Origin of the sequence: Streptomyces sp. NBC_00247, assembly GCF_036188265.1 — a bacterium.
Lineage (GTDB): Bacteria > Actinomycetota > Actinomycetes > Streptomycetales > Streptomycetaceae > Streptomyces.
In genome coordinates this window covers 3,994,503-4,017,353 of sequence record NZ_CP108093.1, presented here as the reverse complement: position 1 = coordinate 4,017,353, position 22,851 = coordinate 3,994,503, and the positions used below count along the sequence as shown (strand labels likewise).

Here is a 22,851-nt window from a genome sequence, read left to right as displayed (position 1 = left end):
GCGCGAGGGCGGCGGTGGCGCCTCCCCCGCCGCGGGCCCACCCGGACGACCCGACGAGCAGCGCGTACGCCTCACTCCCCCGGCAGTGGCTCCGCGCGCGCCGCGTCCATCACCGCCCGCTGATCAGCGGTGAGTTCGATGTCCACCGCGTCCAGGGCCTCGTCCAGCTGGGCGAGGGTGGAGACGCCGATCACCGGCAGCACGGCCGGGTCCCCGCCCAACAGCCAGGCGTACACCACCTGGTTGGGGGTGGCTCCGGTCTCCGCCGCCACCTCGCGCAGCGCCGCCAACTGCCGGTGCGAGACGGGGTGGTCGTACGGGGCGGGCAGCGGCTTGGCCGGGTTGGAGTAGGCCCCGTCGAGCAAAGCCGTGTAGGCGAGCAGGGTCAGCTCGGGCCTGCGGCGCACCTCGGCGAGGACCGCGTCGTCTGCGTACCGCTGGACCCCGAAGTCCGTACCGGGCAGCGGGCGCAGGTAGGTGTGGCGCTGCTGGAGCGCGACGGCGTCGGTCAGGCCGAGTGCGGCAGCGGTGTCCTCGGTGGCGCGCAGCCGTTCGGCGGTCAGGTTGCTCACGCCCGCCATGCCGACCGTCCCACCGACGATCAGCTCGCCGAAGGCGCGCACGGTCTCCTCCAGCGGGGTGTCCGGATCGTCCACGTGCCGGTAGAGCAGGTCCACGCGGTCGGTGCCGAGGCGTTCGAGGCTGCCCTTGAGGGCGGCCTGGACGGCGGGGGCGGAGAGTCCCTCCAGGATGTCGTCCGCACGGTCCGCGCCGACCGGACCCACCGGCCGGCCGCCGAGCTTGGTCGCGAGGACCACCTCGTCCCGGTTGCCGCGCTGGGCGAACCAGCGGCCGAGCAGGGTTTCGCTCTCGTCGCCCGTGCAGTCGTCGATCCAGAAGCAGTAGTTGTCCGCCGTGTCGATGAAGTTGCCGCCGCGCTCGACGAACCGGTCGAGCAGCGCGAAGGACGTCCTTTCGTCGATCCGTGCGCCGAAGGGCATCGCCCCCAGGCAGAGCACGCTGACGTTCCGGTCGCCGATGCGGTGATGGCGCATGTGTCTCCTCGGTCGAATGCGTCGGATGCGTTGCGGGGAGCCCCGAAAGCGCGTGAGCGACTGTCGGCGCCCCGGTCCACGAAGGCTCACATCCGGAGCGCGCTCCGGATCAAGCCGTGACGGCCGCATCCGTCCGCTCCGGCGGCAGAATGGCCCGCATGGACGCAGAACAGGTGACCGCAGCCGCGTTGCTCACGCCCGCCGAGACCGCCACGGAGTCGGGGTTCAGCCTGGACACCCTGCGCTATTACGACCGCATCGGCCTGCTGGGCCCGGTGGCCCGCTCGGCGAGCGGTCACCGGCGTTACTCGCCCGGCGATCTGGAGTGGCTCTCGGTGCTGCGATGTCTGCGGGAGACGGGAATGCCCATCGCGGACATGCGGAGCTACACCGAGCTGGCCAAGGCGGGGGACGGAACCGTGCCACAGCGGCTGGCCGCCCTGGAGGCGCACGACACGCAGGTCGAGAAGCGACTGGCCGACCTTCTCCGCCAACGTGCGCACCTGAGGGAGAAGATCGCGTACTACCGGTCGGTGGTCGACGGGGACGGTTCGGCCGGCACGGACGGCACGGACGGCCCCGCCACGCAGAATCGGGGCCGACGAGTCACGCAGTAGGCAAGCCCGCCGCACACCAGGAGAGACAAAGGCCCGCATCGCCCAGGGGGCCCCGGACGAGGTAGGCGCCGGCGGCGGGGTCCAGGGTTCCGTCCAGGATCCGACCTGCGATGCGATCCATCCCGTCGCACGGGCCAGAAGATTCGCGCATCCGCGGACGCCACCACGTCGCCTTCTCCTGCGGCCCGACCGCGCCCCCCGCCCGCGCCCCCGGCGGACGGCCCTCTCCTCCGGCGTGCTCACGTGAAGAGGAGCCGGGTGCCACCGGATGGCGTGAAATGGACATAAGACCGCCCATGCACCGAATGACCGATCCGGGAACTGTGCGGGCTTCTCATCCGGTCCGCCGGAAGCGAAACGTCAAGTGGCCGTTACACGCCGTGTGTTGTGAGTAAAGAAACCTCGCGCGCATCACGATTCCCCCGGTGGAGATTGCTCTGATCACAGGGTGGTCACTAAAGTCAGGGCTCGAACCTTCGCACGACCGACCACCCATCCGGGTGAAAGCGAAGCGCCGTCGTGACCGTGACGTGCCGGGAGCCAGGGATTCAGCTCCCCAGCGGCCCGGTGGGCGGCTCGAAGAGAAGGAGCTCGCCTCCGTGGCGTCCCACCGTCGTCCCAAATCTCCGAGCCGCGCCCGCGTGACCGTGCTCACCGCCACCGCCGCCGCCGCCGTCGCCCTGACCTCCCAGGCGGCCCACGCCGACCCCAAGCCGACCAAGAGCGAGGTCAAGGCGAAGGTCGACAAGCTCTACGACGAGGCCGAGAAGGCCAGCGAGAAGTACAACGGGGCCAAGGAGCAGCAGGACAAGCTCAAGAAGGAAGTCGACGCGATCCAGGACAAGGTCGCGCGCGAACAGGCCGAACTGAACTCCCTGCGGAACGAACTCGGTTCCATCGCCACCGCGCAGTACCGCAGTGGCGGCATCGACCCCTCCGTGCAGCTCTTCTTCTCCTCGGACCCGGACGACTTCCTCGACCAGGCTTCCGCACTGGACAGCCTCACGGCCAAGCAGGCCGAGTCGCTGGACAAGATCCAGTCCAAGCAGCGCACGCTCGCCCAGGAGCGCAAGGAAGCCCAGGACAAGCTCAGCGAACTCTCCGAGGTCCGCGAGGCACTGGGGAAGAGCAAGAAGGCGTCGCAGACCAAGCTCGCCGCCGCCCAGCATCTGCTGAACACCCTGACCGCGGCCGAACGCGCCTCACTCGCCGCGGCGGACCTGCGCGCCAGCCGCGGCTCCGGTGCGCGGGTCGAGCTCGGTAACGAGCTCCCCGCGTCCGCTCTCGGAGGCGCCGCGCTCCAGGCCGCCAGCACGCGGATCGGGATGCCCTACTCGCACTCGGTGACCACGGGCCCCAACTCGTTCGACTGCTCGGGCCTGACCCAGTGGGCGTACCACCAGGCCGGTGCCGAGATCACCCGCACCACGTACACCCAGATCAACCAGGGCACCCGCATATCGCAGAGCGCGCTGAAGCCCGGCGACCTGGTCTTCTTCAACGGCAACTCGCACGTCGGCCTGTACGCCGGCGGCGGCAACGTGCTGCACGCCCCCTACCCGGGCGCCTACGTCCGGGTCGAGTCGATGAGCACCATCGGCAGCTTCTACGGCGCGGTGCGCATCTGATCACGGCGCGTCCGATCACGGCGCGTCCGATCACGGCGCGTCCGATCACGCCGTAGGACCGTCCGCCCCACGGCCCGGCGCTCTTTGCGGAGCTCTCGTACTCGCTCGACAGCTATCGGATACCCGCGGGGGCGGATCATGTGGGGCAGAGGGTGTGGCATCGGCGCGGTGTCCGGCCTGCTCGCCGCGGCGGTCGCCGAGGTCCTCATCGGCAGGGCCTGGGCCACCTGCGACGTCGGCGTGAACGCGGTCGCCGACTCGGGCACGCTGGTCCTTCTCTTCGTCCCGCTCTGGATCGTCGGCGCCCTGTGCTGGGTACTGCCGTACGGGCTGCTGGGGCGGCGGTTCCACGGGGCGTGGCCGATCGCGGTGGGCGTGGCCGCCACCCTCGTCTTCGTCTGGTTCGCGGCCACCTGGCTGGGGATGCCGGACGACTACCCGGCGCCGTCCTGCGTGGACAACGTGCCGGGGTGGTGGCCGGAGTGGATTCCCGCCTGAGCGCGGCGGATTCCCGCACGGGCTCCCGTACCCGATGGTGAAAGCCGTGTACGGGCCTGCGTGCGAATACCGGGCGCGGGACCAGGTACGGACACGCCTGCTCTTCTGCCGCGACAGGGAGGCCACCGCCGTGGACGCGGCCTTCGCCACCCTGGGCCCGCGGCTGACCAGCATGCTCACCGACGGCACGACATGTGCGAGCCGGCGGCCGAGCGGTGGATCAACCCGCTGCTGCCGGTGAGCTCCGGCTCAGCCCGTCCCAACGCCTTCGGGCAGCTGGTCATGGCCCGCGAAGCTCTCATCCGGATCAACAACTAGCCTGTCGCTTCGCCGATTTCACTCGGCACGACCCACCCGCAGCTCCATCTCCTCACGTAAGGCGAATGACATGCCCATCGATGACTACACCGGCGGCCCCGCGAAGGGCTCGGACGTCCTGGTCGTGACCACCAACGATGTACCGGGTCACGAGGTGACGCAGGTGATCGGCGAGGTGTTCGGGCTGACCGTGCGCTCCCGCAACATCGGCTCCCAGCTGGGTGCCGGCCTGAAGTCCGTGATCGGCGGCGAGCTGAAGGGCCTGACCAAGACCCTGGTGCAGACCCGGAACGAGGCCATGGCGCGCCTCATCGAGGCGGCCCGCGCCGCCGGCGCGAACGCCGTGCTCGCGATGCGCTTCGACGTCACGACCGCCGCGGACATCGGCACCGAGGTCTGCGCCTACGGAACGGCCGCGGTCATAGCCCCGAAGGCCTGACGACTGCCGACAGCCTCTGACGGGGCACGGTGACCACGTCGCTCGGGGACGCGGTCACCGTGCCCCGTCGTCCGTCGCGGGCGGCCCACGACCGACGGGCCGACGAAGCCACTCGTCGGCAACCCGAACTCTTCTTGTCCGAAGCTCGAGTTCGGGCGAAGCGCTTCACTTCCCACCCGCACAACAAACCCTGTCCTCCGTCTTGTCACCCTCTCCCGGTCGCCCCTACAGTCCCCAACTGATGGGAGCGCTCCCACGGCTGCCCCACCACCTTCCCCCACGGCCCGAAGGGACATGATGCGACACCGTGCACGCACCCTCCTGACAGCTCTGACGCTGATGCTGGGTACGACCACCGCGCTGCTCACCGCGACCCCCACCCAGGCGGCGACACAAGCCGCGCAGGCGACCGGCCAGATCTGCGAGCAGTACGGCTCCACCACCGTCCAGGGCCGCTACACGGTCCAGAACAACCGCTGGGGCACCAGCGCCACCCAGTGCGTCAACGTCACCGACAGCGGGTTCACCGTCACCCAGGCGGACGGGTCGGTCGCCACCAACGGCGCCCCGAAGTCGTACCCGTCGATCTTCCTCGGCTGTCACTACACCAACTGCTCGCCGGGGACGAACCTGCCGAAGCGGATCGACACCATCGCCGCCGTGCCGACGTCGCTGACGTACGGGTACGTCAGCAACGCCACCTACGACGCGGCGTTCGACATCTGGCTGGACCCCCAGCCGAAGACCGACGGCGTCAACAAGACGGAGATCATGATCTGGTTCAACCGGGTCGGCTCCATCCAGCCCATCGGATCGCCCACCAGCAGCGCCACCATCGGTGGCAAGACCTGGGAGATCTGGACCGGGAACAACGGCGGGAACGACGTGATCTCCTTCGTCGCCCCGTCCGCGATCAACAGCTGGTCGTTCGACGTCAAGGACTTCATCGACCGTACGGTCAGCCAGGGCATGGCCTCCTCCAACTGGTACCTGACCAGCGTGCAGGCGGGATTCGAGCCGTGGGTGGGCGGGGCGGGCCTCTCGCTCTCCGCCTTCTCGTCCTCCGTGACCGACGGCCAGGACACCAACGGCAACGGCACCGGCGGCACGACCGGGCCCGGCGGCGGCACGACGAACCCGCCGGCCGGAACGGCCGCCTGCCAGGTCGAGTACACGCCCAACGTGTGGCCGGGCGGGTTCACCACCAACGTCACGGTCAAGAACACCGGCACCGCGGCCGTCAACGGCTGGAACCTGGCCTTCACCCTCCCCTCCGGCCAACAGGTGTCCCAGGTCTGGAACGCGACGGTCAGCCCCACCAGCGGCGCGGTGACCGCACACAACACCACGTCCAACGCCGTCATCAGCCCCGGAGCCACCCAGAACTTCGGCTTCCAGGGCACCTGGACCGGGACCTACGCGGAACCCTCCGCCTTCACCCTCGGCGGCAGCGCCTGCACGGTCGTCTGACCGCGCCCGCACCACGGTGAGGCCCGTGGCGCCCCCGCCGGGGACACCCGCGCCCGGCAGGGCCACCACGGGTACGGGCCACGACCGGCCCGGTCCCACGACCGGCCCCAGCCTCACCCCCGGCCCCGTCGCCGACACGCTCACGGCGTGTCCGCGGCGGGGCTGACGCGCGCCAACGGCACGTCCCGCTCCAGCCCCGCCGCCCCGTCGCCGGCCTCTCGTACCCCGTCGCGCGCGGCGCTCTCTCCGCGGCCGCCTCTCCGCGGCTCCCGCTCCGGAGCGGGAGCCGGCCGCGCGGCCACGTCCGAGCACACACGCCCCAGCTCCACGAGCCCCGGGTGCGGAGACACGACATCCACCCCGAGCGAGAGCAGCACGATCCCGACACCGGTCGAGGCCCACCACGTGATCATCGCCGCGCCGCGCGCCGGACCTGTGCAAAGGCGCGATTCCCTGACCGCGACGCACCACCCGGCGATAGGTTGAAGACTCCCACGCCCCACCCCCATCCCGGGCCCCGCGACCCGGAACGGAAGGACCCCCATGGCCGCCGCTCCCGACCGTCTCAAGGACACCGGCCGCGCGACCCCGCGCCGCACGGTCTTCGGCGAGGCGGCCGAAGCGTACGAGGACGGACGCCCGGGGTACGCCGAGGAGTTGGTAGCGCAAGTGCTGGAGTACGCGGCCCTCGGCGACCGCACGGCCCTGGAGGTCGGCGCCGGTACCGGCAAGGCCACCGGGCTCTTCGCGGCGCGCGGGGTGCCGGTCGTCTGTGTCGAGCCGGACGCCCGGATGGCCGAGGTGCTGCGCCGCACCACGGACGCGTACCCCCATGTACAGGTGGAGGTGGGCGACTTCGAGGCGTGGAGCCCCTCCAGACACCGCTTCGGCCTGCTGTACGCCGCCACCTCCTGGCACTGGGTGGACCCTGCGCGCCGCTGGGACCTCGCCCATTCCGCGCTCGGACCGGGCGGGACGCTGGCCCTGTTCTGGAATCCGGTCGCGGCGATCGATCCCGAACTGTTCGCCGCACTGCGGGACATCGACCGCCGCCACGGCGTGGAGGAGCCCCCGCACGACGCGCTCGCCTCCCGCTACGGGGAAGAGGCGGGCACCGTGGACGGGCAGGTGGGACCGGGCTGGCCGGTGGACGAGATCCGGCGCGACGGGCGATTCACCGACCTGCGTACGGTGCGCTACCGCCGGAACCTGCGGTACGACACCGCCCGCTACCTCGCCTTCCTCGCCTCGGTCTCCGCCTACCGCGTCCTCCCCCAGCACGACCTTGCCCAACTGTTGGTGGAAACAGCCGAGTTGCTGGACTCCCGAGGTGGCACGATCGACATGCTCGGCATCAACGACCTCGTCCTGGCCCGTACCGTCTGAACCCGATTCCGAACAGGCCCCAGCGATCGGCCGAGAAGACCGCCGCACGGATCGCCGCACGGCTGAACGGACAGACCCACGCGGGCAGCCGGTGCGCACACCGCACGCGACTCCCCCCACCGGCTCCACCCACCACCGCGCGGCTCGTGGCACCGCCCCGGGGGCCGGTCACGCCCTCCTCAGGACCACCAGCCGCTGCGTGGCCCGGGTCATCGCGACGTACCGGTCCACGGCCCCCTCGGTCCCCGGGCCGAAGGACTCCGGATCGACCATGACGACGAGGTCGAACTCAAGCCCCTTGGCCAGCTGCGGCGTCAGGGACCGCACCCGGGCGGTCGCACGGAAGGCCGGGTCGCCGATGACGCAGGCGATGCCCTCCGGATGGGCGTCGAGCCAGTCGTCGAGGACCGTGCGGAGGTCGGCGACGGATCCGTGGGTGACGGGAATGCCGGTGCTGCGGACGGAGGTCGGCACGTTGGCGTCCGGCAGCGCCGCCCGGACGACCGGTTCCGCCTCGGTCATGATCTCCGCCGGTGTGCGGTAGTTGACGCTCAGGGAGGCCAGTTCGATCCGGTCGAGTCCGATCCGTCCGAGGCGTTCCCGCCAGGATTCGGTGAACCCGTGGCGGGCCTGTGCACGGTCGCCGACGACGGTGAAGCTGCGGGACGGGCAGCGCAGCAGCAGCATCTGCCATTCCGCGTCGGTGAGTTCCTGGGCCTCGTCCACGACGATGTGCGCGAAAGGCCCGGCGAGCAGGTCGGGGTCGGTCCCGGGGAGCGCGGACTCGTCGGTGAGCGCCTCCCGCATGTCGCGCACGTGCAGCATCGTGATGACGCCCTCGCCGTCGTCGTCGGCCTCCAGCAGGGCATCCACGGTCTCGGCCATCCGCGCGTTCTCGGCGGCGATCAGCGCCTCGCCCCGGCGCCGGCGGCGCGCGGCGTCGGGGTCGCCGAGCCGCTGCCGGGCGGCGTCCAGGAACGGCAGGTCGCAGACGGTCCACTCCTGGGCGCGTGCGTCCCCGCGTCGCAGCAGGTTCCGCTCGTCGGCCTCCAGCCAGGGGGCGCACCTGCGGAGGTAGGCGGGTACGGACCAGAGGTCCCCGACCAGGTCGGCGGCGTCGAGCAGCGGCCAGGCGCGGTCGAACGCCTCCACCAACTCCCGGTTCCCGCCCAGGGAGTCACCGAGCCGTTCGGCGGGGGTGCCCTCGTCGTGCTTGTCCACCAGGATGGTGACGAGTTCCTCCCAGACCTGTTCGCGGGCCTCGTTGTGCGGGGTGCCGGGCTCCGCCGCCGCGAAGGCCGCCGCCCACTCCTGGGCGCTCAGCTTGACGTCGGCCCAGTGGGTGGTGACGGTCATGCCCCGGGCGGGCGGCTCCTCGTAGAACCGGACTGCCGCCTCGACCGCCTCCACCACCAGCTTCCGCGAGGCCTTCAGCCGCGCCACCTCCGGGTCCCTCTCCGCGGACGCCCCGGCGCCCTCGGCGACGAGGTCGCGCAGGACGCAGGTGCGTACCCCCTCCTCCCCGAGGCTGGGCAGGACGTCGGCGACGTAGTCCAGGTACGGCCGGTGCGGGCCGACGAAGAGCACACCGCCCCGGCGGTGGCCGAGCCGCGGATCGGAGTGGAGGAGGTACGCGGAGCGGTGCAGCGCCACGACGGTCTTCCCCGTGCCCGGCCCGCCGTCCACGACCAGGGCGCCGCGCGATCCGGCGCGGATGATGGCGTCCTGGTCGGCCTGGATGGTGGAGAGGACGTCCCGCATCCGGGGCGAGCGGTCGGCGCCTAGGCTCGCGACGAAGGCGGACTGGTCGTCCAGCGCGGCGTGCCCGTCGAAGCCGTCGGGGGTGAAGACCTCGTCCCAGTAGTCGCTGATCCGGCCGTCGGTCCAGCGGTACCTGCGGCGGCTGCTCAGGCCCATCGGGTTGGCGTGGGTGGCCCCGAAGAACGGTTCGGCCGCGGGCGAGCGCCAGTCGAGCAGCAGCCGGTGGCCCGCCCGGTCGGTGAGCCCGAGCCGTCCGACGTACACCGGCTCCTCCTCCGCGCCGGCGACCATGCGCCCGAGGCAGAGGTCGAGGCCGAAGCGGCGCAGGGTGCGCAGGCGGGCGGTCAGGCGGCGGATCTCGGTGTCCCGGTCCATCGCCTGCCGGCCCGCACCACCGGGTGCCCTGCGGGCCGCGTCGAGCTGCGCGGTCAGCTCGGCGATCGACTCCCGCAGGCTCCGGGCGACGGCCGCGAAGTGCTCCTCGTCGCGGGCGGTCAGCCGGGGGTCGGCCTTCGCGGCGAGGCGCTCGGGCAGCGCGAACGCGCTCCCGGCCGGGGAGCTGCTCAGGGGCGCTGCGGGGTGCGGGGACGGCATGCGGGCGGCTCCGGGGTGGGGCGGACGACGTACGGAATTCCGAGGTCGGCCGCCGATTGTGCGCCACCGAGGGGGCCTTGCCGCAAGGCCCCCCGTGCGCTATATGTTGAGAGTGGAAAGAGGTGGGTACACCCTCTTCCTCCCTCGCCGGTAGCCCCGGGCTTCACCGGTCACCCCGGGACTCGCCGTCGCCCCACCGCCGCGCCCCGTGCGCAAGCGCAACCCGCAAAGAGCCTCCACGGCAATGATGAGAAATTCTTAGATATTCACTCAGGAATTTCTCATATCCATTCCTGTGAATACCACCTCCTTCACCTGTGCACTTTGCGGAAAAGTCAACAGGATTGTTGAAGATTCGCTGGACGATGACATACGTTCGAAGCGCAGAAGTAATGCGCCCGCGTAGCCGTCCGGCACACGCGGCAGTTGCACGCGACCATTGCACGTGCGGCGGCTCCGGCTGCCGCAAAGGGAGAAACCCGTGAAGCACAGGGCAGTGAAACGCAGGACCGTCGTCGTGGGCCTCGGTTCGGTCGCAGGAGCGGCGGCGATCGGGGGATTCGCCGCGGACGCGCAGGCGGAAAGCCGCAACTCTTCGCGGAATGCGGAGAAGCCGGCAAATTCAGGAGCCCTGGCCTTCGACCCGAGCGCGTACACCGAGCTGACCACGACCGTCACCACCGACGAGGGTGACAAGGAGGTGACCTACCACTTCTGGAAGGCCCTCACCTACGTCACCGCGCCGGTCGACGCGGAGCACCAGAGTCTGGTGGTCAGCGTTCCCGTGAGGATCGACGGCAAGGCCGTGGACGCGACGAACGCGCCGATTCTCTTCTCCAACGCCGTGGGCGGTTACTTCCCCGCGAGCGTGGCCACGGCCGCCGGTGTCGGCGAGGCAGCGATGGAGATGGGCGATCCGGGCGGGGCGGGCGGCCCCGGGCCTGGCGGTACGCCTCCGGCCGATACGGGCACGGGCACCGGCGCCCCGACGACCGGCACCGGCGAAGTGCCCTCCGGCTCGAACGGCATGCTGAACGGCATGGGCGAGATGGTCAGCCTCCCCAAGCTGGGCCTGGCCGCCGGGTACGTGGTCGTCGAGCCGGGCTGCCGGGGCCGTACCCTCACCGACGCGAACGGTACGTACTACGGCACCGCGCCCGCCGCGATCGTGGACCTCAAGGCGGCCGTGCGGTACGTCCGTTCCAACCAGGGCCGCATACCCGGCGACACCCGCCGCATCGTGTCCACCGGCACCAGCGCGGGCGGCGCGCTCTCGGCGCTCCTCGGCGCGTCCGGGGACAGCGCGCTCTACGCCCCGTACCTCAAGGAGATCGGCGCGGCCGACGCGAGCGACGCCGTGTTCGCCAGCGGCGACTGGTGCCCGATCACCGACCTGGAGCACGCCGACGGCGCGTACGAGTGGAACTGGGGCGCCAACACCCCGCAGAGCGGCACCCTCGACCAGTCCGTTTCCAAGGAACTGCGGGCCCAGTTCGCCGAGTACCAGGCGTCCTTGCGGCTGAAGGGGCTGAACGGTTTCGGCCCGCTCACCGCGCGCAACTACGACGACTACCTGCTGGAGACCTACGTCCGGCCGGCCGCGGCCACCTACCTCAAGGGCCTCGCCGAGGCGGACCGTTCGGCGTACCTGTCGGCCAACCCCTTCATCACCTGGAAGAACGGCCGGGCCACCTTCACGTGGGCGGACTACCTCACCCATGTGGGCGCGCGGAAGAAGACCGCTCCCGCCTTCGACACGTTCGACCTGTCCGGCGGTGAGAACAACGAGTTCGGCACCGGTACGACCGAGGCCCGCCACTTCACCGCGTACGGGCAGCGCCACGACACCACCGGGCTCACCGCAAGCCGCGTGGACGGCGACATCCCGGCCCTGCTGGACCTGATGAACCCGATGTACCACCTCGCGCGCCACAACCCCGGCCGCGCGAAGCACTGGTGGATACGCGTGGGCACCAAGGACACCGACACCGCGCTGACGGTGGTCGGCAACCTCGCCGCCACCCTGCACGGTCTCGGCGACGATGTGGACTCGCTGATGTACTGGGACCAGGGGCACGGCTCCAACACCGACGCCGCCGACTTCATCACCTGGGTCGCCCGGGTGACCGGCCGCCGGAAGTAGCCACCGGAGCGCCGACGGCACGACGGGCTCCCGGGCGCTGTGCCCGGGAGCCCGTCGCGTGCCCGCCGTGTTCCCGTACCCGTACGCCCACACCCCCTGACCGGTCGGACGGACCGGCACGGACGGACCGGCACGGGAGCGCCGGTCAGACCGGCCGGTAGCGGCCCGGATCGGCGCCCGCCGCGACCAGGTCGGCGACCTGCTCGCAGGTGACGAACTCGACACCCCGCGAGGCCACTTCGTCGAGCCAGCGCTCCAGCGCGAGGAGGCGGTGGCCCCGGCCGATGACCTCGGGGTGCATGGTGACCGCGAGGACGCCGTCCTCGAAGTCCCGCACCATGTAGTCGAGATCGGCCCTCCAGCTCGCGAACATCTCGCGCGGGTCGCGCAGTCCGGGCATCAGACCGGACGGGGTCCGCAGGAACTCCAGGTACGGGAAGTCGTCCAGGGACCAGGCGACCGGGATCTCCAGCGGTCCGGCAGGCTCGCCCCAGCGGACGCCCCCGTCGTGCGTGACGTCCGGGGTGCGACAGGGGTACGGGGCGTAGTCGTGGCCCATCAGGCTGCTGTCGTAGCGCAGTCCGTGTTCCACCAGCAGATCGACGGAGGCGTCGGACAGGTCCCAGGCGGGCGCCCGGAAGCCGCGCGGCAGTGTACCGGTGGACCTGGTCCCACTGGTCGTCGCGCATCTCCAGGAGCGGGGCGCTCGGGTAGAGGCCGGCCGCGTTCACCAGGATGTCCCGACCGCCGAAGACCTCCCGGGCGCGGTCCACGAAGGCGGGCAGCGAGGCACGGTCGGTGAGGTCGACCTCCAGCGCGGCGAACGAGTCGGCGTTCTCGGCGACCAGCGGGGCGAGGCGGTCGGCGCGGAGGTCGGCGCGGAGGTCCGCGAGGATCACCTTGACGCCGTCCTCGCTCAACCGCCGCGCGAGCGGCCGCCCCGATGCCGCCGGCCGTTCCGGTGACCAGCGCGATCCTGTGCTCGTTCCGCGCGGGGGTGCTCTCGGGGGTGCTCACAGTCGGCGGCCCGCACGCCGACCACGAGTGGACCGACGTGGCCCGCATGCCGGAACGCGCCGCCCTGGTGGCGCGGATGGTGGAACTGCTGCTCCGGGAGGGGTGAGTCCGGGGGAGGTCCCGGGTTCGGTTCCGTACGGGAGGTGCAGGGGCCCTCCCGTACCAAACCGGCCCGTGGGGCTCCGGGTTCGGCCGTGGGTCCGGCCGGAGGGCTCAGCCCTGGTCCGCGCCCTGGTCCGCTTCCGGGCCGCCGAACCCGGCGAACATGTCCAGCAGCGGCTGCGGAGCGTCCGGAGCGAAGATGGCCTCCAGCCCTCCGGCGGACTCCCGCGCCATCTCCTCGGCGCGCGGGAAGAGGAGCGCCTCGTACGCCGCGAGCGCCAGCTCCGTGTCCTCCGGGTGCTCGGCCAGGCAACGGCCGAGGTCCGCGCCGTCGATCAGAGCGAGGTTGGCGCCCTCCCCGGCGAACGGCGACATCAGGTGCGCCGCGTCCCCGAGCAGCGTGACGCCCGGAACCCGGTCCCACCGGTGGCCGACCGGCAGTGCGTGGATGTGCCGGGGCACCAGCGGCCCGTCCGCCTCGGCGATGAGCCCGCGCAGGCCGGGCGCCCAGTCCGCGAAGTGCTCCAGCACGGCCGTCTTCGCAGCCCCGGTGTCGGTGAAGTCGACCGTACCCAGCCAGCTTTCGTCGGTGCGCAGGGCGACGTAGACATGCAGGCTGCCATCCGTCTCGCGGTGGCCCAGCAGCGCCTTCTCGTCGCTGAGCCCGAAGAACATCCCCCCGCCGAGCAGCGCCGCGGCCTCGGGATGACGGGTGTCCGCGTCGAACAGGTCGACCTCCACGAAGGAGACACCCGCGTAGGCGGGCATCGCGTCCGACACCAGCGGCCGGACCCGGGACCAGGCGCCGTCCGCGCCGACGAGCAGATCGGTGGTGAACGCGGACCCGTCGGCGAGCGTCACCTCGTACCGGCCCCGGCTCCCCTCGCCGTCCGTCGCCCGGCACGCCACCACCTTGGAGTTCCAGCGGATGGTGCCCGCGGGGAGAGAGGTCAGCAGCAGGTCGCGCAGATCGCCCCGGTCGATCTCGGGCCGCTCCCCGGAACCGTCGTCCTCTTCCTCCAGGTGGACGTGCCCGCTCTTGTCGAGCACCCGCAGTGCCTGGCCGCCCGGGTGCACCTTGGCCAGGAACGCTTCGTGCAACCGCGCCTCACGCAGCGCCGCCTGCCCGGTGTCCTCGTGGATGTCGAGCATCCCGCCCTGCCTACGGGCGTCCGGCGAGGCGTCCAGGTCGAAGACCGGCACCTCGATGCCGTGCACGTGCAGGACCCGGGCGAGCGTGAGACCGCCGAGCCCGCCGCCGATGACGGCGATGGGGTGGTGCGGGGTGGTGGTGCCGGGGGAAGTGCTGGTCGTCATGGTGTGGCTCCTTCTCTGGGTACGAAGTGCTTCGGGACGGATCAGCGCGAGGCGGGTTCCGCGCGGCGTGGGTTCCGCGCGGCGTGGTCAGCGCGGGGTGGTCAGCGCGCCGTTGACGACGGCCCGGAACATCCACCCGAGGCGCTCCTGCGGCGTGCCGGAGAAGAGGTCGTCGCCGAGCGCGGCGATCTGCGGATACGTGTCGGCCGAGGCCCCCCGCAGCGCCCCCACCAGCGCGTCGTGCTCCTCCTCGGCCGAGTCGGCCTCCGAACGGGTGGCCTGCTCGGCAGCGGCGGCGGTCGCCAGCTGGAGCAGTACGTCCACACCCCAGGCGGCCTGCCCCCCAGGCGCCCCGCCCTCGTCCAGCAGGGCGAGGACCGCCTCCACGAGCGCCAGGTAGTTCGCCCCGGTGGGCCGCGCCACGAGCGCGGAACGCGCGAGGCTCGGGTGCTCGAACAGCACCCCCGTGTACGACCCGAGCACTTGGACGAGGCGCTCCCGCCAGTCCCCCGCCCCCGTCATGGGGCCCAGGTCGACCGCGCCGAGGTACTCCTCCAGGATCGCGGCGTGCAGCTCGGCCGTGTTCCCGAAGTAGACGTAGAGCGAGGCCGGCCCGGTGTCCAGCTCGGTCGCCAGCCGCCGCATGGTGACCCGCTGAAGCCCTTCGGCCCGCATGATCCGCACGGCGGCCTCGACGATGCCCGCGTGGCTGAGCGCGGGCTTGGCAGGCCGCTCACGGCGGCTCCGGGGGGTGGGGCTGGCTGGTGTCATAGGACGAGCGTAACGAACATGTTCGTCACGAACAAGTACTTCACGAACATGTTCGTTCCCGCCGGCTCGGAGACCGCCGGAACACGCAGGGAGCACCCCCCGCACACGCGGGGAGCACTCAGCGCGCCCCAACCCCGGAGTTAGCCGGTCGGGACCATCGCCGCCCACGGGGAGCGCCTTCCCGACCTGCGGGCTCACGCCGCCGAAGCGCCGGATTCGACCAACTTCACCGACTCGGACATTCCACCCTCAGTCGCCCCTCCCGCCACCGCCCCCAAGCCAACACCAGCCGAACCGCATGCCCACGGGAACACGAGCACATGGGCAACAACTGAGGGCTGGCACGGTTCTCCCGCACCCGGGTCGACAGACTCACCTTGCCCGTCCGCTCGGCAATAGGCCGCGAAGGTGGCCGCTGCTCCTCATGCCACACGAGGCGAACGCCTTCACCCCGAGCGGGAATCAGCTGCGGCCTGCGCCTCTCGCCCCACCACCTCCATCGTCAGTTCGTGAAGCAACTCCACATCCACGAACGGTGTACGCACGGTAGGCCGAGAACGCCAGTCGAGCGGCCACGTCGCCCCTCCAGGGCCGGCACCCCGATGAACGCCACTCCTGAGTCATGACGCGTCATCACCTCGGCGCCGATCGGCCACCTGCACCCACGCACGGTGAGCGGCGGAACGAGGAAGTACATACTCCGCACTCCAATGCGCGACCGAACGATCGGGCCCGCATCGAAGTTGGTGAACTGCATAACTTCATAGGCCACTTGATCGCCCATGATTCCGATCATGCGCACCGCGTCGAAGTGAATTCCCGCGTGCCTCAGCGCGTGTCCACGCTGGGGCACCCACGAGGGCACCAGGTCCGGTGAATTTTTCGGTTCCATACGGAAAGCGTCGTCACCCACACTTACCGTGACCAGGGGCGCAGAGGGTCTGTGCACCTCTGTGGACCGAGGGAACCGGACTGTGCACTCCAGTGGGCAAGGCGCCAGTAACGCGGCAATGTTCGGCGGACTCCTGCGCTTCTACCGAGAACAGGCCGGACTCTCCCAGGAGTCACTGGGCGCGAGGATCGGTTTCTCCAAGTCGCAGGTCGCCATGGTGGAGCGGGGCGAACGGCTTCCGCGTGGAGACTTCGTCGCTCGTGCGGACGAGGCGCTGCATGCACAGGGTGCACTGGTGGCAGCCGGATCGAAGCTGGCCTTCAGCCATCTGGCCTCATGGTTCGAGCCGTTCGCCGAGGAGGAAGCGGTGGCATTCGCTCGGCACCAGTACGAAACACATGTGATCCCTGGCTTGCTCCAGACACGGGAGTACGCACGTGCGGTTCTCAGCAACCCCTACCCGCCGGTCTACGACGACGAGGAGATCCAAGGCAGACTCGAAGCTCGCATGGAACGTCAGAAGCTCCTGGCGCGGAATCCTGCACCGGATATCAGCTTCGTCCTCGAACTGAGTGCGCTGACCCGCCCGATCGGTGGTCGCGCTCTCCTGCGACCACAGATCGAGCACATCATCGAAATCGCGCGACTCCGACATGTTCAGATTCAGGTCATGTCCCCCGACCGGGAGACACGTGTGGGTCTCGATGGCCCCTTCACCCTGCTGGACACCAAGGAGCGTCAGCAATTTGCGTACATCGAAGGCCAAGGCGGGAGCTTCATCATCGATGCGCAACCACAGTTGGGCGATCTGTTCGGCAAGTATGGCATTCTGCGTGCGCAGGCTCTCGACCCCGACGAGTCGTTGAAGCTGATCGAACAGGTGGCTACGGGATGAGCACGGAACTCAGCTGGTTCAAGAGCAGCTACAGCGGAAGCCAGAGCGGCGACTGCGTGGAGGTGGCCCACTGCACCCGCTTCGTCCACGTCCGGGACTCCAAGAACGCGGAAGCCCAGGCCATCGAACTCTCGCCCACCACTTGGACCACGTTCATCGCCTACGCCTCCGAATAGAGACACTTGCATTTGCCGCCTCGGCGCTCGTAGAGAGCATCCCCGCACGCGCGGGGAGCACCCTTCCCGACCTGCGGGCTCATCTCGCCGACGGGCCGCATTCGACCAACTTCACCGACTCGAATACTTCCCCCTCCCCCGGTCGGCGCTCCCGCTCAAGCCTCCACCAAGTCAACAGCACCCGACCCGCCTCCCGACGGAAACCAGGTCCGCGGTCACCCGCCTTGGCTCGCACCCCACCCCGCTGTCAGTACCGCGTGCTTGGCTGGCCCCATGGCTGACGCATACACCACGGACGACGGCACGCGCGGCACCCGAACTCCCGCATCCGCCCCGAATCAGCAACCGGAGAGGTCCAGTTCGGCTCCGACCCCCGAACCGACCTCCGCCCCAGCCCCAGCCCCAGCCCCAGCCCCCGAGATCGCCACGCTCCTCGCCTGCCTGCGCGACCAGCGGCGCCATGTGCTCGGGATACTCGACGGGCTCGACGAAGAGGCGCTGCGCAGGCCCGTGTTGCCCTCGGGGTGGAGTTCCCTGGGGCTGGTGCGGCATTTGGCGCTCGATGTCGAGCGGTTCTGGTTCCGGGCCGTGTTCCTCGGCGACACGGACGTCATCCGGAGCCTGGACGGGATCGGGGATGCCTGGCAGGTCCCGGCCGGGGCCTCGCCCTCCGACATCCTCGGCACGTACCTCGTCGAGACCGAGCGCGCGGACTCCGTCATCGCCGCCGCTTCCTCGGCGGACGCCGCCCTGGCCTGGTGGCCGAGCCACCTCTTCGGCGACGGGTGGCGCCATCACACCCTGCGCGATCTCCTGCTGCACGTCATCACCGAGACCGCCTGCCACGCCGGCCATCTCGACGCGGCCCGCGAACTCATCGACGGGAGGCGGTGGTTGGTGATCACCTGACCAGGCACCACGTGCGCGGGCCGTGTGGCGCGGGTGGACTGTCAGGCCCCTCTGCCATCCTCCACGAATGATCGACAAGCATGAAGAGCTTCTGGCCGGCCTGGACGACATCGACTGGGCTGCCCTGTCTCACGCCTACGGTTCGGCGCACGACGTCCCCGGGCAGATACGCGCCGTCTGCGGGAGTGACGAGGACGCGCGGGAAGGAGCGTTCAACCGCCTGTTCAGCAACATCTTTCATCAGGGCAGCCGTTACTCGGCTTCGCCGTTCGCCGTCCCGTTCCTCGCACGTATCGCCATGGCCGGGCCTCCGGCAGCCCGTGTGCGGACGATGTGGCTTCTCACCCGCCTGGCCGTCGACTGGTACGACGAGTACGACGTGACGGTCGGCATCAACACGGCGGGGTGGCGCGCGGCGGCTGCCGAGACGTCCCCCGAGGACTTCCTGCCCTGGTACGAGGAGCAACTGGCCACTGCGACGGATGCCGAACGGCGCACGGAGCTGCAGGAGATCCGGGACTGGGTGGCGGCCGGCAACTCCCCCGACGCGCGGTGGTCGGCGCTCCAGTCGTACGACGCGGTCCTCGCCGAGCTACCCGGCCTCCTCGCGCTGCTCGACGACGACGACCCCTCCCTGCGCACACGGATGTCCTACCTGCTGGCCTGGTTCCCCGAGGTGTCCGCCGCCACCCTGCCCCGGCTTCTCGATCTCGCCCGGAACGACAAGGACCCGGTGGCCGCAGCCACTGCCCTGCTCGCGGCGGGCCTCATCGGTCCCCGCGCGGTGGCCACCGACATCGCACCGCACCTGGATTCGCCGGACCTCTTGATGAGATGGGCCGCAGCCACCGCGCTGATCCGCCTCGCGATCACCGATGACGAGCCCTTCGATCCGGCGTGCCTCGACCGCGCCGTCACCGAACTCGCCGCAGCCGCCGCCGGACGCGGACCCGAGCGTGTGACCGACTACGCCGAGGGCGACTTCCACTGGCATATCGAGCGCACCCTGCACTCGCTCCCGTCGCCCGCGTCCCCGCTCGCGAAACAGACCCACCCCTCGTCCCCGACTCCGGCCTCGACCACTCCCGTCGTCCGCGCGGCGCTCGAAGCCTGCCTGCCCCGCATCGCACGGGACAGGTCCGGCCGCCGGACCCGTGCAGCCGTCAAGGAACTGTTCCCCGCGCCGCAGCCACGCCCTCAACTCCGGTACGCCGAAATGTCTGTGGCCCAGCGGGAGCTGCTGTACGGGCTGGCCCATCACGAACACGCGTGGGTGATCAGATCCTCCGCCGAGCAACTGCGGAACGCCGGCCTTCCGGACTCCCAGGAGTCCCTGCGGGAGTTCACCGGCCCGCACCTCACGGCGCCCCACACCACCCCTGCCGAACCCACCACCCCTGCCGAACCCGCCGCCCCCGCCGAACCCGCCGAACCCGCCGACCGCCTCACCCCGTAGCCGACCTCAACTCCGGATGCCTCGCAGGAGGTTGCGGATCAGCGCGTCGGCGAAAGCCACGTCGAGCGTCTCGTCGGGGAGCAGCAGGCGGTGGTAGCAGGCGCCCCACAGCTGGTCCACGACGACCTGCGGGTCCACGTCGGCGTGGATCTGGCCGAGGTCCTGCGCCCGGGTGAGCCGTTCGACCGCGAGGCGGCGGCGCGGGTGGGTGTAGTGCTCCGCGAGGGCGGCGGCGAGGGCGGCGTCGGTCTGGGCCGCGCCGACGAGCTGGGCGATCACGCGCCCGGTACGCGCATCGGCGAGCAGGCCGACGAAGGCGTGGAGCTGGGCGGTGAGATCGCGCTCGACGTCACCGGTGTCCGCGAAGGCGAGGGTGCTCTCCACCGCGCTGAAGTACGCCTCGAAGGCCAGGGCCCCGGGCGAGGGCCACCACTTGTAGAGCGTCATCTTGCTCGCACCGGCACGTGCCGCCACCTTCTCGAAGGTGATCCCGGCCAGCCCGGACTCGAAGAGCATGGCACCGGCCGCACCCACCACCGCTTCGCGTACCTGCGTCGCGGGGCGGCGGCCCCGGCCGCGCCTGACGGAATCCTTCGCCTCCTCGGCCATCACCACTCCACTCCCCTTCCGTTCCCTTCCCGCTCACCGACACGTACCAGGGCCCGCACGCCGCGTCAGCGGTGCACCGGCCCCCTGCTTGCAGTATATGGACGATCGGTCTACATTTTTAATGGACAGGACGTCCATAAGTGACCAGCAAGCGGGAGGCTGATCCCATGACCGACACCACCCAGCCCCGGAACGCCCACAGCGACGGCACCGACGGCACCGACAACAGCAGCACCCCCGCCCGCGTCGCCATCGTCACCGGCGCCTCCGGGGGCATCGGCCGTGCCGTCGCCGAGCGGCTGGCGGCCGACGGCACCGCCGTGGTCGTGCACTACGGCCGGGACAAGGCGCGGGCCGAGGAAGTCGTGGCGACCGTGGAGAAGCTGGGCGGGCGGGCCACGGCGTTCAGCGGCGACGTCGCGGACGAGCACGCGATGGCGGCGCTCTTCGCGGCGGCCGAGCAGGCGTACGGCGGCGTGGACGTGGTCGTGAACACGGCCGGGATCATGCTGCTGGCGCCGGTCGCCGAGTTCGACCTGGACGCCTTCGACCGCATGCACCGCACCAATGTGCGCGGCACGTTCGTGGTGTCCCAGCTGGCCGCCCGTGCGCTCCGGTCCGGCGGCGCGCTGATCAACTTCTCCACCTCCGTGACCCGGCTCCAGCAGCCCACGTACGCCGCCTACGCGGCCACCAAGGGGGCCGTCGAGGCGATGACGCTGGTACTCGCCCGCGAGCTGCGCGGCCGTGACGTGACGGTGAACGCGGTCGCACCCGGCCCGACCGCCACCCCGCTCTTCCTGGACGGCAAGCCGCAGCAGGTCGTGGACACCATCGCGGGCCTCTCCCCGATGGAACGGCTCGGCACCCCCGAGGACATCGCCGAGGCCGTCGCGTTCCTGGCCGGCCCCGGGCGGTGGATCAACGGCCAGGTGCTCCACGCCAACGGTGGCGTCGCCTGAAACCCTGGCTCGGCGGGAACCTTCGCCCTGGTGCCGGACACGTACAGGGCATGGAACTGAAAGACGCCGCTCCCGCCGTGCCGGTGGGAGGCATCTCCGACCGCGAACTGTGGGCGAGGGCCGTCGACGGCGACCGGGAGGCTTTCGGGCGGATCTTCGACCGTCACGGGAGGACCGTCTACAACCACCTGTTCCGGCGCACGGCCGACTGGTCCGAGGCTGAGGACCTCACGTCGACCGTGTTCCTGCACGCCTGGCGTCGGCGATCGGAAACGGTGCTGGACCGCGACTCGGCCCTGCCGTGGCTGCTGGGCATCGCCGATCGCCTGCTGTCGAACACCAGACGTCGGCTGAGACGGGCCGAGGCCTTGCTGCACCGGCTCGTCTCGCACGCCGAGCCGGTGGGCGACCACGCGGACCGCATAGCCGTCCTGGTGGACGACGAGCGGCGCATGTCCGAGATCCACCGGGCACTGGCTCGACTGCCGCGCCACGAACGCGAGGTGGTCGAGCTCTGTGTGTGGTCGGGCCTGGATCAGCAGGCGGCCGCTTCCACTCTGGGGGTGGCCATCGGCACGGTGAAGTCCAGGCTGCACCGGGCGCGGCGGAGGCTGGGGGTCGACCTCGTCGGCGGAGACAGGGGTGCGGCGCCATTCAGTTCGAAGAACCCCGTCAACGCGGAAGAGGTCGCGCGATGAATGACGAGCAGGGCATTCCTGCGGCTCCTTCCGATCGTGATCTGCCGAACCATCGGCGGACCCGAGAGGAGCTACTGATGAAGATCGACTCCGAGGACAACCGTGCTTCGCTGACTCGCAGGTGGGGGGTGCCGCTCGGCGTCGCCACCGGCGTCGCGGCGTTGAGCGTCACGGCCGTGGCCGTCTTCGGTGGGACGGGGAACGCCGAGCCGGTCCTCGCCACCCCCGCGCGGGGCGGCGCCAACCCGACGACGGGCGCAGCCGCGTCACCGACTCCGAGCACGCCCGCCGAGACCCCCGGATCCACGACGGGCGGATCAACGTCGGGTGGAGCCGGGTCGGCTCCGGTGGCGTCCGAGCCGGTCGTGGGCACCATCACCGGCACGGCGACCACCCCGATCGACGCGGGGTCCGTGGCCAAGATCCTCGCCTCCTGCCTGGGATCGGACGCGTCGCGATACGACGCGGTGATCGCCGTCCGCACTCCCCTCGCCGCGCAGGACTGGGACGGTGTGGTCGTCGCCGTCGACTCCGCCGGCCAGTACGTACAGTGCGAGTCGAAGGGCGACAAGGGCAACAGCCCGGACTCCCCGCCCACGTTCATCAACGATCGCCTGTGGGGCGCCGGTCATCTGATCGAGTACTTCGACTCGATCGGCGCCCCGGCCGGCAAGGGGCGGTACGCGACGCTGGGTGCCGGGCACTACACGTCCGGCATCGCCAAGGTCACCGTCAGCTACGGCGACGACCCGAAGCAGTACCCGGCTGCCATGGCAGGCGGCGCGTTCGTCTACGCCGCGGCCCTCTCCACCGGTACGTCCGATCCCGGCCGCTACTTCTCGGGGCCGAGCGCCTACGTCCACGCGTTCGACGCGGCCGGCAAGGAGGTCTACGACCAGGCGAAGGACCCGCAGTTCGCCGACCGGTAACAAGTCGCCGGCCTGGGGTGCGGGCGTCGAGCCGACGCCCGCACCCCAGGCCCCCGACGCCCGCACCCCCGGCCCCCGGCCCCCGGCCCCCGACGGTCGCCTTCGGCCCCGCACTCGGCCGCCGGCGGAGAAGCCCCGGAAGGTGGCGCCGGTGAGAGCGGGACCGGTACGGGGAGCGCACCGAAAGAAGCGGGCCACTGGCCGGTTTG

Annotated in this window: 23 protein-coding genes and 2 pseudogenes; 16 read left to right on the top strand and 9 right to left on the bottom strand. The window is 70.9% G+C overall.

The window, feature by feature from the left end:
* Positions 1-71: 71 nt before the first annotated feature.
* A complete protein-coding gene (locus tag OHT52_RS17265) occupies positions 72-1,055 on the bottom strand; it encodes an aldo/keto reductase (RefSeq protein ID WP_328721111.1) in 984 nt (327 codons plus the stop codon).
* Positions 1,056-1,213: 158 nt separating this feature from the next.
* Here OHT52_RS17265 and OHT52_RS17260 point away from each other — a divergent pair, with 158 nt between their 5' ends.
* The 7 genes from OHT52_RS17260 (at position 1,214) to OHT52_RS17230 (ending at position 7,411) form a co-directional block, all read left to right on the top strand.
* Entirely contained in the window at positions 1,214-1,672 is a 459-nt protein-coding gene (locus OHT52_RS17260; RefSeq protein WP_328721110.1) for a MerR family transcriptional regulator, read from the top strand.
* 599 nt (positions 1,673-2,271) lie between these two features.
* Complete coding sequence (locus OHT52_RS17255) at positions 2,272-3,300, top strand: C40 family peptidase (RefSeq protein WP_328721109.1); 1,029 nt, start codon at positions 2,272-2,274, stop codon at positions 3,298-3,300.
* Positions 3,301-3,468: 168 nt separating this feature from the next.
* On the top strand, positions 3,469-3,798 hold the full coding sequence (locus OHT52_RS17250; protein ID WP_328721108.1) for a hypothetical protein: 330 nt from the start codon (positions 3,469-3,471) through the stop codon (positions 3,796-3,798).
* A gap of 192 nt (positions 3,799-3,990) precedes the next feature.
* Positions 3,991-4,116: a hypothetical protein gene (locus OHT52_RS17245; protein ID WP_328721107.1), complete on the top strand. Its 126-nt coding sequence runs from the start codon at positions 3,991-3,993 to the stop codon at positions 4,114-4,116.
* A 70-nt stretch (positions 4,117-4,186) separates the two neighbouring features.
* Positions 4,187-4,555 (top strand): YbjQ family protein, encoded by a 369-nt coding sequence (locus OHT52_RS17240; RefSeq protein ID WP_328721106.1) that lies wholly within the window; start codon positions 4,187-4,189, stop codon positions 4,553-4,555.
* 297 nt (positions 4,556-4,852) lie between these two features.
* Positions 4,853-6,025, top strand: coding sequence for a GH12 family glycosyl hydrolase domain-containing protein (locus tag OHT52_RS17235; protein WP_443046799.1), 1,173 nt, complete (start codon positions 4,853-4,855; stop codon positions 6,023-6,025).
* A 543-nt stretch (positions 6,026-6,568) separates the two neighbouring features.
* Positions 6,569-7,411 carry a class I SAM-dependent methyltransferase gene (locus tag OHT52_RS17230; protein WP_328721105.1) on the top strand — a complete coding sequence of 281 codons (843 nt, stop codon included), beginning with the start codon at positions 6,569-6,571 and terminating at the stop codon, positions 7,409-7,411.
* Positions 7,412-7,579: 168 nt separating this feature from the next.
* Here the strand turns inward: OHT52_RS17230 and helR are convergent, their stop codons facing one another.
* A complete protein-coding gene (gene helR / locus OHT52_RS17225; protein WP_328721104.1) occupies positions 7,580-9,766 on the bottom strand; it encodes an RNA polymerase recycling motor ATPase HelR in 2,187 nt (728 codons plus the stop codon).
* A gap of 270 nt (positions 9,767-10,036) precedes the next feature.
* Positions 10,037-10,198: a hypothetical protein gene (locus tag OHT52_RS17220; RefSeq protein ID WP_328721103.1), complete on the bottom strand. Its 162-nt coding sequence runs from the start codon at positions 10,196-10,198 to the stop codon at positions 10,037-10,039.
* Between the two features lie 49 nt (positions 10,199-10,247).
* On the opposite strand from OHT52_RS17220, the gene OHT52_RS17215 reads away from it, so the two are divergent.
* On the top strand, positions 10,248-11,909 hold the full coding sequence (locus OHT52_RS17215; protein WP_328721102.1) for a subtype B tannase: 1,662 nt from the start codon (positions 10,248-10,250) through the stop codon (positions 11,907-11,909).
* A gap of 145 nt (positions 11,910-12,054) precedes the next feature.
* Here the strand turns inward: OHT52_RS17215 and OHT52_RS17210 are convergent, their stop codons facing one another.
* The gene (locus tag OHT52_RS17210; RefSeq protein ID WP_328721101.1) at positions 12,055-12,501 is read right to left on the bottom strand and encodes a hypothetical protein; all 447 of its coding nucleotides are present in this window, start codon (positions 12,499-12,501) and stop codon (positions 12,055-12,057) included.
* Positions 12,502-12,625: 124 nt separating this feature from the next.
* Positions 12,626-12,808 (bottom strand): annotated as a pseudogene (locus OHT52_RS31510) (SDR family oxidoreductase); the annotation flags it as partial.
* 62 nt (positions 12,809-12,870) lie between these two features.
* Here OHT52_RS31510 and OHT52_RS17200 point away from each other — a divergent pair.
* The gene (locus OHT52_RS17200; RefSeq protein WP_328721099.1) at positions 12,871-13,032 is read left to right on the top strand and encodes a hypothetical protein; all 162 of its coding nucleotides are present in this window, start codon (positions 12,871-12,873) and stop codon (positions 13,030-13,032) included.
* A gap of 107 nt (positions 13,033-13,139) precedes the next feature.
* On the opposite strand, the gene OHT52_RS17195 is transcribed toward OHT52_RS17200, so the two are convergent.
* The 3 genes and pseudogenes from OHT52_RS17195 to OHT52_RS17185 all read right to left on the bottom strand — a co-directional run bounded on the left by OHT52_RS17195 (position 13,140) and on the right by OHT52_RS17185 (position 16,008).
* A complete protein-coding gene (locus OHT52_RS17195) occupies positions 13,140-14,345 on the bottom strand; it encodes an FAD-dependent oxidoreductase (RefSeq protein WP_328721098.1) in 1,206 nt (401 codons plus the stop codon).
* An 87-nt stretch (positions 14,346-14,432) separates the two neighbouring features.
* Positions 14,433-15,116: a TetR/AcrR family transcriptional regulator gene (locus OHT52_RS17190; RefSeq protein ID WP_328721097.1), complete on the bottom strand. Its 684-nt coding sequence runs from the start codon at positions 15,114-15,116 to the stop codon at positions 14,433-14,435.
* 446 nt (positions 15,117-15,562) lie between these two features.
* Positions 15,563-16,008, bottom strand: a pseudogene (locus OHT52_RS17185) (hypothetical protein).
* Positions 16,009-16,090: 82 nt separating this feature from the next.
* Between OHT52_RS17185 and OHT52_RS17180 the strand changes: the two are divergent.
* From OHT52_RS17180 to OHT52_RS17165, 4 genes are all read left to right on the top strand, one after another.
* Entirely contained in the window at positions 16,091-16,903 is an 813-nt protein-coding gene (locus tag OHT52_RS17180; protein WP_328721096.1) for a helix-turn-helix domain-containing protein, read from the top strand.
* A complete protein-coding gene (locus OHT52_RS17175; RefSeq protein WP_328721095.1) occupies positions 16,900-17,079 on the top strand; it encodes a DUF397 domain-containing protein in 180 nt (59 codons plus the stop codon). Before OHT52_RS17180 ends, OHT52_RS17175 begins: the two co-directional genes overlap by 4 nt.
* A 420-nt stretch (positions 17,080-17,499) precedes the next feature.
* Entirely contained in the window at positions 17,500-17,988 is a 489-nt protein-coding gene (locus OHT52_RS17170; protein ID WP_443046798.1) for a mycothiol transferase, read from the top strand.
* Positions 17,989-18,055: 67 nt separating this feature from the next.
* Positions 18,056-19,444 carry a hypothetical protein gene (locus tag OHT52_RS17165; protein WP_328721093.1) on the top strand — a complete coding sequence of 463 codons (1,389 nt, stop codon included), beginning with the start codon at positions 18,056-18,058 and terminating at the stop codon, positions 19,442-19,444.
* A 6-nt stretch (positions 19,445-19,450) separates the two neighbouring features.
* On the opposite strand, the gene OHT52_RS17160 is transcribed toward OHT52_RS17165, so the two are convergent.
* Positions 19,451-20,053, bottom strand: coding sequence for a TetR/AcrR family transcriptional regulator (locus OHT52_RS17160; RefSeq protein ID WP_328721092.1), 603 nt, complete (start codon positions 20,051-20,053; stop codon positions 19,451-19,453).
* Positions 20,054-20,220: 167 nt separating this feature from the next.
* Between OHT52_RS17160 and OHT52_RS17155 the strand changes: the two genes are divergently transcribed.
* The 3 genes from OHT52_RS17155 (at position 20,221) to OHT52_RS17145 (ending at position 22,642) form a co-directional block, all read left to right on the top strand.
* Positions 20,221-21,015, top strand: a complete 795-nt coding sequence (locus tag OHT52_RS17155; RefSeq protein ID WP_328721091.1) for an SDR family oxidoreductase — start codon at positions 20,221-20,223, stop codon at positions 21,013-21,015.
* Positions 21,016-21,065: 50 nt separating this feature from the next.
* Entirely contained in the window at positions 21,066-21,713 is a 648-nt protein-coding gene (locus OHT52_RS17150; protein ID WP_328721090.1) for an RNA polymerase sigma factor, read from the top strand.
* 77 nt (positions 21,714-21,790) lie between these two features.
* Positions 21,791-22,642, top strand: a complete 852-nt coding sequence (locus OHT52_RS17145; protein WP_328721089.1) for a hypothetical protein — start codon at positions 21,791-21,793, stop codon at positions 22,640-22,642.
* The last annotated feature ends 209 nt before the right edge of the window (positions 22,643-22,851 follow it).